We start from the raw sequence: 15,272 nt of genomic DNA, 5'->3' as shown, positions 1-15,272 counted from the left end.
ACGAGTTCCCGCTGACGGCCAACGGCAAGCTCGACCGCCGAGCGCTGCCCGCCCCCGACACGGCAGGTGCCGCGACGGAGTTCGTCGCCCCGCGCGATGCGGTCGAGCAGGCGATCGTCGACGTCTTCGCCGAGGTGCTCGGAGTCGACCGCGTCGGCGTTCACGACGGCTTCTTCGATCTGGGCGGCAACTCGCTGGTCGCGACCCGGGTGGTGGCGCGCGTCAACGCGGCGCTCGACGCCGAGTTCGGCGTGCGGGACCTGTTCGACGCGCCGTCGGCCGCCGAGTTGGCCCAGTGCTACGAGCGGACCGGCCGGACCGCCGAGCGCCCGGCGCTGGTCGCCGGGCCGCGACCGGACCGGGTGCCGCTCTCGCTGGCTCAGCAGCGGATGTGGTTCCTCGCGCAGTTCGACCCGTCGTCGCCCGCATACAACATTCCGATGGCGATTCGCCTCACCGGCGATCTCGACGTGGATGCCCTCGCCGCCGCGATCACCGACGTGCTGGAGCGGCACGAGTCGCTGCGCACCCGCTTCCCGGACTCGGCCGACGGGCCCTACCAGGATGTGCTGCCGACCGCGGCGGTCCCGGTGGACCTGACACCGGTCGCCGTCGACGCGGCGGATCTGCTTCCCGCGGTCGCGGACGTCCTCGGCTCCGGCTTCGATGTGACGGCCGCTCCGCCGGTGCGGGTGCGGCTGCTCCAGGTGGCCGACACCGACGTCGCCGAGCACGTGCTGGTGATGGTGGTCCATCACATCAGCGCCGACGGCATGTCGATGGCACCGCTGGCGCGGGACGTGATGGTGGCCTACACGGCGCGCGCCGCGGGCGAGGCGCCCGGCTGGTCGCCGCTGGAGGTGCAGTACGCCGACTACGCCGTCTGGCAGCGGGCGGTCCTCGGCGACGAGAACGATCCGGAGTCGGTGGCCGCGCGGCAGATCGGCTTCTGGCGGAGCGAACTCGCCGGCCTGCCCGACGCACTCGACCTGCCCACCGACCGTCCGCGTCCGGTGGAGCAGTCGATGGCCGGAGCCCGGCACGTGTTCGAGATCGGCGAGGACGTGCGCCGAGCGGTGGCCGACCTGGCGGCCGCGCATCGTGCGACGCCGTTCATGGTCGTGCACGCGGCGCTGGCGGTGCTGCTCTCGCGGCTGGCTCGGGAGACCGACATCGCCGTCGGCACTCCGATCGGCGGCCGCGGCGAGGCCGCGCTCGACGATCTCGTCGGCATGTTCGTCAACACCGTCGTGCTGCGTTCGCAGATCGACGGCGACGAGACCTTCGCCGGATTGCTCGATCGCGTGCGCCAGTCCGACCTCGCGGCGTTCGGGCACGTCGACGTGCCCTTCGAGCAGCTCGTCGAGGCGCTCAATCCGGTGCGCTCGACGTCGCATCACCCGTTGTTCCAGGTCTCGCTGTCACTGCAGAATCAGCAGCGGGCCGAGCTCGAACTGCCCGGGCTCACGGTCGGTGCGCTCGACCCGGGCGTCGAGGTGACTCAGTTCGACCTCGACCTGACACTCGGCGACGCCGTCACCGAGGACGGCGAGCCGAATGGGATGTACGCCTACTTCGTCTACGCCACCGAACTGTTCGACGCCTCGACCGTCGCGACGATCGCCGAGAGGTTCGTCCGGCTGCTGACGTCGCTGACCGCCGATCCCGAACAGCGGGTGGGCGACGCGGCCTGGCTGTCGGAGGCAGAGCGCGCCGCGGTGCTCGCCGACGGCGCGGGCCCGGCCGTCGAGGTCGCCGAGCGGACTCTGCTGGCGCGCTACGAACGTCAGGTGGCCGCCACCCCGGATGCGGTCGCGGTCGTCTACGAGGGCCGCGAGATCAGCTACCGGGACTTCGACGCGCAGGCCAACCGCTGGGCGCGCCGGCTCATCGGCGCCGGCGTGGGACCGGACACGGTGGTCGCGATCGCCGTGTCGCGGTCGGTGGAGATGCTGACCGCGATGTACGCGGTCGCCAAGGCCGGCGGCGCCTACGTCGCGATCGACCCGGAACAGCCGCGCGAGCGTTCGGCCTACGTGCTCGACTCGGCCGAGCCGGCCGTCGTGATCTCCACCGAGGCCGACCGCGGGGCACTGCCCGACGGCGTCGAGCCGATCCTCCTCGAGGACGAAGCGGTCGCGGGTCTGTCGCCGGAACCGGTGACCGACGCCGACCGGATCGTTCCGCTGCGCGGCGACCACCTCGCGTACCTGATCTACACCTCCGGCTCCACCGGCCTCCCCAAGGGCGTGGCACTCACCCAGCAGGCGATCGCGAACTACCTCGCGTGGATCGTCGACCGGTACTCGCTGGACGAGTCGTCCCGAGTGGTGCAGAAGGCTCCCGCGACCTTCGACGTCTCGGTCTGGGAGACGTTCGCGGTCACCCAGGTGGGCGGTCGCGTCGTCGTGGCCGCTCCGGGCGGACACCGCGACCCGGACTATCTGGCCCGACTCATCGCCGAGCAGCGGGTCACCGTCGCGGAGTTCGTTCCGTCGCTGCTCAGCGCGTTCCTCACCGCGGGCCACGCATCCGCACTCGACTCGCTCGAGTACGTCGTGGCGGGCGGCGAGGAACTGTCGGCCGGACTCCTGAAGGAGTTCACCGCGGCCACCGGCACCGTCATCGACAACACCTACGGTCCGACGGAGACCACCGTCGGCATCCTGTTCGAGCCAGCGGTCCAAGCGCTCGGCGAGGTCGCGACGGTGCCGATCGGGCGTCCGTCGTGGAACGCCGGCGCTCTGGTGCTCGACGACCGTCTGCACCCGGTTCCCGTGGGCTCGGCGGGCGAGCTGTACCTGACCGGCGTCCAGTTGGCCCGCGGGTACCTCGGCCGCCCCGATCTGACGGCCGAACGGTTCGTGGCCGATCCGTTCGCGGCCGACGGCACCCGGATGTACCGCACCGGCGATCTGGTGCGATGGAACCACGCCGGACGGCTGGAGTTCCTGGGGCGCACCGACTTCCAGGTGAAGCTGCGCGGCCTGCGCATCGAGCTGGGCGAGATCGAGGCGGCGCTGGCGAGCCACCCCGAGGTGGACCAGACGGCCGTGATCCTCCATCACGATGACCACGTCGGCGATCAGCTGGTCGCGTACGTGGTCGCAGCCGGCGTCGAGGCTCTCGACGCGGGCGAACTGAAGACGTACCTCGGGACGCGACTGCCCGCGTACATGGTGCCCGCCGCATTCGTCGCGCTCGACGAGATGCCGCTGGGCGCCAGCGGCAAACTCGATCGACGCGCTCTCCCGGCGCCGCACCTCGAGGCGGACGCGGGCGAGTACGTGGCTCCGCGGTCGCCGGTCGAGGAGGTCGTCGCGGGAGTGGTGGCCGAGGTGCTCGGCCTCGATCGGGTCGGCGTCACCGACGACTTCTTCGCGCTCGGCGGCAACTCGCTGGTCGCCACCCGGGTGATCGCTCGGGTCAACGAGGCTCTCGGCTCCGACCTCGGCGTGCGCGCCCTGTTCGACGCACCGACCGTCGGCGGGCTCGCCGAGACGGCCGAGCGGACCGGCACCGGCCGGACCCGCCCCGCACTGGCGCCGCAGCCGCGCCCGGAGCGGATCCCGCTCTCGCTCGCGCAGCAGCGCATGTGGTTCCTGAACCGGTACGACCCGGAGTCGGCGGCGTACAACGTCCCGCTGGCCGTGCGATTGTCGGGCGAACTCGACACCTCGGCGATGGCTCAGGCCGTCCGGGACGTGGTGATCCGGCACGAGTCGATCCGCACGGTCTTCCCGGCCGGAGACGACGGCCCCTACCAGTCGATCCGGCCCGCCGACGAGGTCCTCGGCGACCTCGCACCGGTCGACGTGGCCGCCGGCGAGATCGCCGGTGTCGTCCGAGACTTCGCGCTGGCGCCCTTCGACGTGACGGCTCAGGCCCCGCTGCGCGTGGCCCTGTACCGGATCGCCCCCGACGAGCACGTGCTGGCGTTCGTGGTCCACCACATCGTCGGCGACGGCTCGTCGACGGCGCCGCTGGCACGTGACGTCATGGTGGCGTACCTGGCGCGCTCGGCGGGCTCGGAGCCCGGCTGGGCGCCGCTGCAGGTCCAGTACGCCGACTTCGCGATCTGGCAGCGGTCGCTGCTGGGGGCGGAGGACGACCCGGCGTCGCTGGCGGCACAGCAGGTGCAGTACTGGCAGAGCACGCTCGCGGGCCTTCCCGAGGTTCTCGACCTGCCGACCGACCGGCCGCGTCCGGCGGACCGGTCGCAGCAGGGCGCGAGCGTCGGCTTCGAACTCGACGCGCGGGTCCACGACGGCCTGCGGAACATCGCGTCCGAGGGCGGCGCCACCATGTTCATGGTGGTCCACGCGGCGCTGGCGACACTGCTCGCGCGACTGTCGAGCAGCTCCGACATCGCGATCGGCACGCCGATCGCGGGCCGCGGTGAGCGCGCCCTCGACGATCTGATCGGCATGTTCGTCAACACCCTGGTGCTGCGCACCCAGGTGGAACCGGACGCCGGCTTCGCCGATCTGCTGTCGCAGACCCGGGGTGCCGACCTCGGTGCCTTCGCCAACGCCGACCTGCCGTTCGAGAGGCTGGTCGACATCCTCGATCCGGTGCGCTCCAGCGCGCATTCGCCGCTGTTCCAGGTGGTGCTGTCCACCGAGGACATCGGCGAGGAGCGGTTCGAGCTCCCGGGGCTCACGGTCACCGGGCTGGCCGACGACACCCACGTGGAGAAGTTCGACCTCGAACTGTCGTACCGTGAGCGCTTCGACGACGACGGTCGTCCGGCCGGGCTCGCGCTGACCTTCGGCTACGCCACCGACATCTTCGACGAGAGCTCCGTCCGGGCGTTCAGCGACCGCCTCACGCGCATCCTGGCCGCGGTGGCTGCGGACGCCCGGGTGCGGATCGGCGACATCGAACTCCTCGAGGACGCCGAGATCGAGGCGCTCGCACCGGTCCGCGGCGCCGCACCGGCCGGACCGGCGACCCTCGCCGAGATGCTCACGTCCACGGCCTCGGCGAACTCCGCGTCCACCGCACTGGTGCTCGGCGACGAGGCCATCGGCTACGCCGAACTCGACGAACGCTCCAACCGGCTGGCGCGGGTGCTGATCGCCCGCGGCGCGGGCCCGGAGACCGTGGTCGCGCTCGGCATGGCGCGCTCGATCGACTCCGTCGTGGCCATGTGGGCCATCGCCAAGTCCGGCGCGGCCTTCCTGCCGGTGGACCCGGGATACCCGGCCGACCGCATCGCACACATGCTGACCGATTCCGGTGCGGTCCTGGGCGTGACGACATCGGCCTGGCGCGACGCCTTCGGCTCCGTCGGCCGATGGCTCACACTCGACGACGCGGACACCGCGAGCGCGGTGGACGCGGCCTCGGCCGCGGCGATCACCGATGCCGAGCGCACAGCCGCGCTGCACGTCGCGCAGACCGCCTACCTCATCTACACCTCCGGCTCCACCGGTCTGCCCAAGGGCGTCGCGGTGACCCACGAGGGCCTGATGAACTTCGCGACCGAACTGCGGGAGCGCTGCGGAACCAGGCCGGGTTCGCGGGTCCTGCACTTCGCATCGCCGAGCTTCGACGCGTCGGTGCTGGAGTACCTGCTGGCCTTCGGGGCCGGTGCCACCTTCGTGATCGCACCGACCTCGGTGTACGGCGGCGACGACCTGGCCGAGCTGCTGCGGCGTCACGATGTCACGCACGCCTTCATCACCCCGGCCGCGCTCGCCTCCGTCCACGAGACGGGCATGGACCAGCTGGAGATGATCGGCGTCGGCGGCGACGTCTGCCCGCCCGAACTGGTCGCCCGCTGGGCGCCGGGGCGCCGCATGTTCAACATGTACGGTCCCACCGAGGCGACCATCTCGGTCACGATCGACGGGCCGCTGCAGCCCGCCGAACCCGTCACCATCGGGTCGCCGAACCGCGGTGTGGAAGCACTCGTGCTCGACGCCCGGCTGCGGCCGGTGGCCGTCGGCGTGCCCGGTGAGCTGTACGTGGCGGGGCCGGCTCTGGCGCGCGGCTACCACGATCGGCTCGGTCTGAGCGCCGAGCGATTCGTCGCGAACCCGTACGGCGGGAACGGGGCGCGCATGTACCGCACCGGCGACCTCGTTCGCTGGGTCGAGGCTGAGCGCGGACTGTCCCTGGAGTACCTCGGCCGCTCCGACCAGCAGGTCAAGGTCCGCGGCTTCCGCATCGAACTCGGCGAGATCAACGCCGTGCTGGCCGCCCACACGGCGGTGGAGTTCGTGCACACCAGCGGTCACGTCACCGACGGCGGCGACACCCTGCTCGTGTCGTACGTGCTGCCCTCGAACGGCGAGGAGCTCGCAGTGCGTGAACTTCTGGCGTTCGCCGGCGAGCGGCTGCCGGGCTACATGGTGCCCGCCGCGATCGTGATCCTGGACGAGATTCCGCTGACCCCCGCGGGCAAGCTCGACGTCCGGGCGCTGCCCGCCCCCGAGATCACCGAGACGGCCGGAACCTATGTGCCGCCGCGCACCCCGACCGAGGAGATCCTCGCGGGCGTCTTCGCCGAGGTGCTCGGCGTGTCCCGCGCCGGATCGACCGACGGGTTCTTCGATCTCGGCGGCAACTCGCTGTCGGCCACGCGCGTCACGGCGCGCGTCAACGCGGTGCTCGGCGCCGACCTCGCGGTTCGCGACGTGTTCGACGCACCGACGGTGGCCGGTCTGGCCGCGCTGATCGACGCCCGGCGCGGCTCGGGAGCGGACCGCCCCGCGCTGGTCCCGGTCCATCGCCCGCACCGGATCCCGTTGTCGCCGGCGCAGCGACGGATGTGGTTCCTGAACCAGTTCGATCCCGAGTCGGCCGCGTACAACATCCCGCTCGCGGTGCGTCTGACGGGCGAACTCGACGTGGACGCGCTGCGTGCCGCGATCGCCGACGTGGTCGCGCGGCATGAGACGCTGCGCACGGTGTACCCGGCCGTCGGCCGCGAACCGCATCAGGTGATCCTGCCCGCCGACACCGTTCCCGATCTGCCGGTGATCGAGGTGTCCGCCGACCGGATCGTCGACGAGGTGACCGCGTTCGCGGCCCGCGGCTTCGACGTCACAGCGGCGCCGCCCCTGCGGATGGAACTGCTGGAGGCGGCACCCGACGAGCGCGTGCTCGTGGTCGTGATCCATCACATCTCCGGCGACGGCTCGTCGACCGCACCGTTGGTGCGCGACGTGATGGTCGCGTACGCCTCCCGTGCCGCGGGCATGGCGCCGCAGTGGACGCCGCTTCCGGTGCAGTACGCGGACTTCGCCGTCTGGCAGCGGGAACTCCTCGGCGATGAGCGCGACCCGCAGTCGCGTGCGGCACGTCAGCTGGCCTTCTGGACCGAGGCACTCGCCGATCTGCCCGCGCAGATCGAGCTGCCCGCGGATCGGCCGCGCCCGCGCGTGCAGTCGCTCGACGGCGGCGCGGTGGCGGTCACCGTCGACGCGGACACCCACCGCGGCCTGATCGAGGTGGCGCGGGATCGCGGGGCGAGCGTCTTCATGGTCGTCCACGCCGCGCTGTCGGCGCTGCTCGCGGGGCTGTCGGGGTCGTCGGACATCGCCGTCGGCACCCCCACCGCGGGCCGTGGAGACGCCGCGCTCGACGATCTCGTCGGCATGTTCGTCGGCACCCTGGTGCTGCGTGCCCAGGTGGAGCCCGGCATCACGTACGCCGAGTTGATCGACCAGGTTCGCGAGTTCGACCTGGCGGCGTTCGGCAACGCCGACATCCCGTTCGAACGTCTGGTGGAGGTTCTCGATCCCGAACGGTCGACCGCGCACTCGCCGCTGTTCCAGGTGATGCTCTCGTTCCAGAACCTCGAGCGCGAAGACCTGGAACTGCCGGGCCTGACGGTCTCGGCGGTCGGCTCGGGACCGGAACCGGCGAGGTTCGATCTGTCGATCGGCGTCGAGGAGGGATACGCCGACGACGGCAGCCCGGCGGAGATCGCGGTCTCGTTCGGCTACGCGACGGCGTTGTTCGACGAGTCCACCGTGCGCGGTTTCGGCGACGCCTTCGTCCGGGTGCTGCGGGCACTGGTCGCCGATCCGGACGCGGCGGTCGGCGATGCGCCGCTCGCCGGCGAGGACGACCGTTCGGCACTCGCCGCGGTCAACGCCACCGGGCACGATCTCGTCCCCGCGACGCTCGCGGACCTGTTCGACGCGCAGGTCGCGCGGACGCCGGACGCCGAGGCACTGGTCTTCGAGGGCCGACGACTGTCGTACGCGGACTTCGACGCTCAGGCCAATGCCCTGGCGCGGAAGCTGATCGACGCCGGTGTGGGACCGGACGTGCACGTCGCCCTGGCGGCGCGCCGCTCGCTCGACCTGCTGGTCGGCATGTACGCGGTGATCAAGGCGGGCGGTGCGTACGTGCCGGTCGACCCGGACCACCCCGCCGAGCGGACCCAGTACGTCCTCGAATCGGCGGCACCGCGGGTGGTGCTCGCCGACACAGGCGTGGACCTCGAGGTGCCCGACGGTGTCCCGGTGTGGACGCTGGGTGCGATCGACGTCGACGACTACCCCGACGGTCCGGTGACCGATTCCGAACGGCTCGCACCGTTGCGCGGAACGAACATCGCGTACGTGATCTACACCTCCGGGTCCACGGGGCGCCCGAAGGGCGTCGCGGTCCCGCACTCCGGTGTGGTCAACCGGCTCGCGTGGATGCAGTCGGCCTACCCGCTGACCTCGGACGATGCGGTGGTGCAGAAGACGCCGTCGACCTTCGACGTGTCGGTGTGGGAGTTCTTCTGGCCCTTGCAGGTCGGTGCGTCCCTGGTGATCGCCCGGCCGGACGGCCATCGCGACCCGCAGTACCTCGCCGATCTCATCGAGGCCGAGTCGGTGACGACTGCGCACTTCGTGCCGTCGATGCTCTCCGCGTTCACCTCGCTCGTGGAGCCCGGTCGGGTTCCGTCGCTGCGGCAGGTGTTCTGCTCGGGTGAGGCGCTGACCCCGCAGGCCGCACAGGCCTTCGCCGCGCTGAGCCCGGCGCGACTGCACAACCTGTACGGTCCCACCGAGGCGTCGGTGGATGTGACGTTCCACGAGTACACCGCCGCAGACACCGTGACCGTGCCGATCGGCCGGCCGGTGTGGAACACCCGACTGCACGTGCTCGACGCACGCCTGAACCCGGTGCCGATCGGGGTGGCCGGTGAGCTGTATCTGGCGGGCGTGCAGTTGGCCCGCGGTTACGTCGGACGCCCGGATCTGTCGGCGGACCGCTTCGTGGCGGACCCGCATGCGCCGGGCGAGCGGATGTACCGCACCGGTGACCTCGTCAAATGGGTGCGGACCGCGGACGGTGAGGGCATCGAGCTGGTCTACATCGGGCGCACCGACTTCCAGGTGAAGCTGCGCGGACTGCGGATCGAGCTCGGCGAGATCGAGTCGGTCCTGCTGGAGCAGCCGGGTGTGGCACAGGCCGTGGTGCTGGTGCGCGAAGACATCCCCGGCGCTGCGCAATTGGTCGGCTACGTGACGGCCGCTGCGGGGGAGAACGTCGACGTCGACGCGCTCACCGCGGCACTGTCGGTGCGGTTGCCGGAGTACATGGTTCCCGCGGTGCTCATGGTGCTGCCGGCGTTTCCGCTGAACGCCTCGGGCAAACTCGACCGGAAGGCGCTGCCTGCACCCGACACGCAGTCGCGGTCGCAGACCTACCGTGCGCCCTCCACCCACACCGAGGCGGTCCTGGCGCAGCTGATCGCCGAACTCCTCGGCGCCGAGCGAGTCGGTGTGGACGATTCGTTCTTCACCCTCGGCGGCGACTCGATCATGGCGATCCAGCTCGTGTCGCGGGCCAAGAGCGCGGGGATCCTGCTCACGCCGAGGATGGTCTTCGAGCACCGCACGGTGGCCGCGCTGGCGGTGGCCGCCGAGGCGGCGGAGCTGGTGACCCTCGACGAGTTGCCGGGAGGCGGGGTCGGCGACGTTCCGATGCCGCCGATCGGCCGGTGGATGATCGAGCACGGGCGCAGCTACTCGCGGTTCTCGCAGGCCGAAGTGTTGGCGCTGCCGCGCACCGCCGCGTTCGAGGATCTGACCGCGGCGCTCGGCGCGGTCGTCGACCATCACGACATGCTGCGTGCCCGTCTGGTGGACGCCGACGGCGTCACCTCGCTGCACGTGGCGGAGGCCGGGTCGGTCGATCCGTCCGGCATCCTGACGCAGGTGCGGTACTCGGGAGAGTTCACCGCCGCGGCGTCCGCCGCACTCGAGGCGGCCGGCACCCGGCTCGATCCATGGGCCGGCCGGATGGTCCAGGCCGTGTGGCTGGTCGGCGACGACGCCGACGGGCTCGGCCACCTGCTCGTGGTGGTCCACCACCTCGCGGTCGACGGGGTGTCGTGGCCCATCCTGGCCGCCGACCTCACGGTGGCCTGGGGGCGCATCGCGAGCGGAGAACCGGTGCAGTTGCCCGAGGTGGGAACCTCCTTCCGGCGCTGGATGCACGGACTCGCCGACCTCGCCTCGACCGACGATGCGGCCGATCGCGCCCACTTCTGGGAGTCGGTGCTCGAGGGCCCCGACCCGGATCTGGGCTCGCGCCCGCTCGACCCGGCGCTCGACCTCGTCGAGACCGTGGAGGAGTTCCGCGTGGTGGTTCCCGACGACGTCACCGACGCCGTTCTGAACCGGGTGCCCGAGGCCTTCCACGGATCGGTGGACGATTCACTGCTGACGGCGCTGGCCCTGGCGCTGGTCGCCTGGCGAGCCGAACGCGGTGTCGACGAGTCGACGGCACTGGTGACGCTGGAGGGCCACGGCCGCGAGGAGCAATTGCTCCCCGGCGCGGACCTGTCGCGGACCGTGGGCTGGTTCACCTCGCAGTATCCGGTCCGGCTCGACGTCTCCGGCATCGACCTGGACGACGCCTTCGCCGCGGGACCCGAGCTGGGTCGGGCGGTGAAGGCGGTCAAGGAGCAGTTGGCCGCCGTACCCGATCGAGGCGTCGACTACGGTCTGCTGCGCAGGATGAACCCGGAGACGGCGGCACGTCTGTCCACGCTGCGCACACCGCAGATCGGGTTCAACTACCTCGGACGGCGCGCCGGCGAGACACCGCAGGCAGCCGAGCAGCGGGGCGAGGCCGTGAATCTCGGCGGCACGCGCAACCCCGACATGGTGGTGCCTGCGCTGCTCGACGTGAACGCGGTCGCGGTCGGTTCGTCGCTGACGGCCGACTGGGCGTACGCCGGTGGCGTCCTGACCCGCGACGAGGTGGCGCGCCTGGCCGATCTGTGGGTGGCGGCGCTGACGGCTCTCGCGCGGCACACCGACCGGGCCGACGCGGGTGGGCACACCCCGTCGGACTTCGACCTGGTGTCGGTGAGCCAGCGTCAGATCGACGCCTGGGAGAGCGCCTACGGCGGCGTCGACGACGTGTGGTCGCTGTCGCCGCTGCAGGAGGGTCTCGTCTACCAGTCGCAGATCGCGACCGACGACGAGGACTTCTACCAGGTCCAGATGGTGCTGAAGCTCGGTGGCCGGGTGGACGCCGACCGGCTCCGCGCTGCGGGGCAGGCGATCCTGGACCGCTACCCGAACCTGCGCGTGGCCTTCAGCTACGACGCGGGTGTCGCGGCGCAGGTGGTGCTCGACGGAGTGGAACTGCCCTTCCGATCGGTGTCGATGACGCAGGTGCCCGAAGCCGAACGGGATGAGGCGCTGCGGCGTCTGCTCGACGACGACCGGCGGAGCGGATTCGATCTGTCCCGGCCGCCGATGCTGCGCTTCACCCTCGTCGAGATGGCCGACGGCGATCACCGGCTGGCGGTCCTGGTCCATCACGCACTGGTCGACGGCTGGTCGACGCCGCTGTTCCTGCGGGAGCTGTTCGTGCTCTACGCGACGCACGGCGACGCGACCCACCTGCCGCCCGCGCGGTCGTACCGGGACTTCCTGGTGTGGCTCTCGAAGCAGGACCGCGCACAGTCGCTGTCGGTGTGGCGGGACGTCCTCGACGGCGTCGACGAGCCGACCCTGGTGGTCGGCGACGCGGTCGACCACGGATCGTCGTCCCGTGAGCTCGCGGTGACGCTGGACGCCGAACTGTCGCAGCGACTCAACGCCCTGGGCCGCGACCGCGGGTTCACGATGAACACCGTGGTGCAGGCGGGATGGGCACTCGTGGTGTCGGCGCTGACCGGACGCGACGACGTCGTCTTCGGCGCCACCGTCTCGGGACGGCCACCGCAGCTCGACGGCGTCGAGGAGATGATCGGCCTGTTCATCAACACTCTGCCGGTGCGGGTTCGCATCCGCGGCGGGGAGCGGCTCGAGGATCTGCTCGCACGCATCCAGACCGAACAGACCGATCTGCTCGACCATCACTACGTCGGCATGCCGGAGATTCAGGCGATCGCCGGGCCGGGCGCCGGGTTCGACACCCTCGCGGTGTTCGAGTCGTACCCCGACGTCGAGGCGGGCGAGGGCGGCGACATCGACGGAATGACGGTGGAGGGTCTGACGGGCACCGACACGGTCCACTATCCGCTGGCGCTGGCCGCGGAATACACGGACTCGCTGGTGCTGCGGCTCAAGTACCTCGACGGCGCCTTCTCGCCGGAGCGGGCACAGGGCGTGATGGACGTCCTGGTGGGGGCGATCACCGCGTTCGCCGAGCAGCAGACGGCGCGAGTGGTGGAGCTGGACCTGATGGACCCGGCGCAGCGCGCCGCCCTGGTGCCGGCGACCGGACGCGCGGCCTACCCGTACGCGTCGATGGCGGACATGTTCGCCGCCGCCGCGGCGGTCGACCCGGACGCGCTCGCCGTCGTCGCGCGGGAGCGCTCGGTCACGTACCGCGAACTCGACGAGTACTCCAACCGGCTGGCCCGCGAACTGATCGCACGCGGCGTCGGTACCGAGGACGTCGTGGCGATCGCGATCGGCCGCTCGGTGGAGTCGGTGGCCGCGGTGTGGGCCGTCGTCAAGTCGGGCGCGGCGTACCTGCCGGTGGACCCGAACTATCCGACCGACCGCATCGAGCACATGCTCACCGACTCCGGATCGGTCCTCGGGCTCACCGTGACCGCGCATCGGGGCGGCCCGAGCGGCGGACTGGAGTGGATCGTCCTCGACGATCCCGCGCACCACGCGCAGATCCAGGGCCGGCCGGCCGGTCCGGTCACCGACGAGGTGCGACTGCGGCCGATCCGGCCGGAGACCGCCGCGTACATGATCTACACGTCCGGGTCGACGGGTATGCCGAAGGGCGTCGTGGTGGTCCATCGGGACGTGGCCGGATCGGCGCAGGACGCGCGGGTGCGGATGGCGATCGCTCCGGGCGACCGGATGCTGCACGTCATCTCGCCGAGCTTCGACGGTTCGGTGGGCGAGTACCTGATCGCGTTCGGCGCGGCCGCGACAATGGTCGTCGCCCCGCCGGAGGTGTTCGGCGGAGCCGAACTCGCCGACCTCCTGCGCGCCGAGCGGGTGACCCACCTGCTGATGACTCCGGGTGCGCTGGCCTCGGTGAACCCGGCCGGACTCGACGATCTCCGCGTCGTCGCGGTGGGCGGCGAGGCGTGCCCGCCGGAGCTGGTGGAGCGCTGGGCGCCGGGACGCCTGTTCGTCAACGTGTACGGCCCCACCGAGGCGCTGGTCTGGTCCAACTGGATCGCCGTGGAGGCCGGGCAGCGAGTCACGATCGGTGCGCCGCGTGCCGGTTTCGGGGCAGTGGTGCTCGACGCGAACCTGCGGCCGGTGGCCGCGGGCGTGGTCGGCGAGCTGTACCTGATGGGGCCGGGTCTGGCGCGCGGCTATCACCGGCGCCCGAGTCTGACCGCCGAGCGGTTCGTGCCGAATCCGTTCGGAGAGCCGGGTGACCGCATGTACCGCACCGGCGACGTGGTCCGTTGGATTCCGGGCGGCGAGCTGAGCGGAGACGAGTGGGTGCTCGACTACGTCGGGCGGTCCGACTTCCAGGTCAAGATCCGAGGGTTCCGCATCGAGCTCGGCGAGATCGAGTCCGCGCTGAGCGCGCACCCGAGCGTCGACTTCGCACACGTCATCGGCGTTCCCGGACCGGGCGGACAGACCGTGCTGGCCGCCTACGTCCTGCCCGTGGAGGGGGCGGCGGTGGATCCCGACGCCCTGTCCGAGTTCGTCGCCCGCACGCTGCCCGCGTACATGGTTCCGGCGGCGGTGGTCGCGATCGATCACGTGCCGCTGACCGGTGCGGGCAAGATCGACCGGAAGGCTCTGCCGGTGCCGGAGTTCGCCGAACGTGCGCCGTACGTCCCGCCGTCCACGGACGAGGAGCGGATGCTGGTGGACGCGTTCGAGCGGGTGCTGGGCACCACCGACGTCGGAATCGACGACGGCTTCTTCGATCTGGGCGGTCATTCGTTGCTCGCGACCAGGCTCGTCGGCCTGATCAGCGACGAACTCGGCGTGCGGGTGCCGATGCAGTGGATGTTCGCCGATGCGACACCGCGCCGGATCGCCGAACGGCTCTCGGAGCTCGGCGCCGAGGACACCGGTGACGATCTGCAGGTGCTGCTCCCGCTCCGGACCGAGGGCCGGGCCGCCCCGCTGTTCTGCGTCCATCCGTTCATCGGCCTGTCGTGGTCGTACGGCGGGCTGACCGGATACCTCCCCGACCGTCCGGTGTACGGCATCCAGTCGCCGGTGCTCTCCGGCGGTGAGATGCCGCAGACCGTGGAAGAGGTGGCGGCGCTGTACCTGGCGAAGATCCGCGAGGTGCAGCCGGAGGGTCCGTACCACCTGCTCGGCTGGTCGCTCGGCGGTGTCATCGCGCACGCGATGGCCGTCGCACTGCGGGCCGACGGTCAGCAGGTGGCGACCCTGGCGATGCTCGACAGTCACCTGTCGCTGTCGGAGGTCGGTGAGGCAGCCGCCGCGGACAACATGGGCGAGGTGCTCGCCGGACTCGGCTTCGATTCGTCGATGCTCGCCGGACTCGAGGGTGTCAGCACCGAGCGGTTGTTCGAACTGCTTCCGCAGATGCCGGGCCTGCCGCCCTCATTGGTCGGCAAGGACCTGCGGGCGATGCTGCCGGACACCGATCTGGTGGCGCGGCAGATCGAGTCGTACCGCCCGCAGCTCTTCGACGGCCGGGTGGACTACTTCGCGGCGCGTCAGGGCCGGCTGCGGCGGGACGATCCGAGCGAGGACTGGACCGATGCGGCCGAGGCGATCGTGGTCTTCGACGTGGACGCGAGCCACAACGACATGACCACACCGCACGCGCTGGCACAGATCGGGCCCATCCTGGCACGGCTGCTGGAGGGACGCCCGTGA

Annotated in this window: 1 protein-coding gene (cut by a window edge); it reads left to right on the top strand. The window is 71.4% G+C overall.

Translation table 11 applies throughout. The annotated features are described in order from the left end of the window. Positions 1 to 15,272: the 3' portion of a non-ribosomal peptide synthase/polyketide synthase gene (locus P5P27_RS15135; RefSeq protein ID WP_278124798.1), read on the top strand. Its footprint begins 28,012 nt before the window's first position; 15,272 of the gene's 43,284 nt are visible here — the last part of the coding sequence; the start codon falls outside the window, past its left edge; it ends in the stop codon at positions 15,270 to 15,272.

Source organism: Gordonia sihwensis (assembly GCF_029632925.1).
Lineage (GTDB): Bacteria > Actinomycetota > Actinomycetes > Mycobacteriales > Mycobacteriaceae > Gordonia > Gordonia sihwensis.
This window is presented reverse-complemented; position numbering and strand designations above follow the sequence as displayed.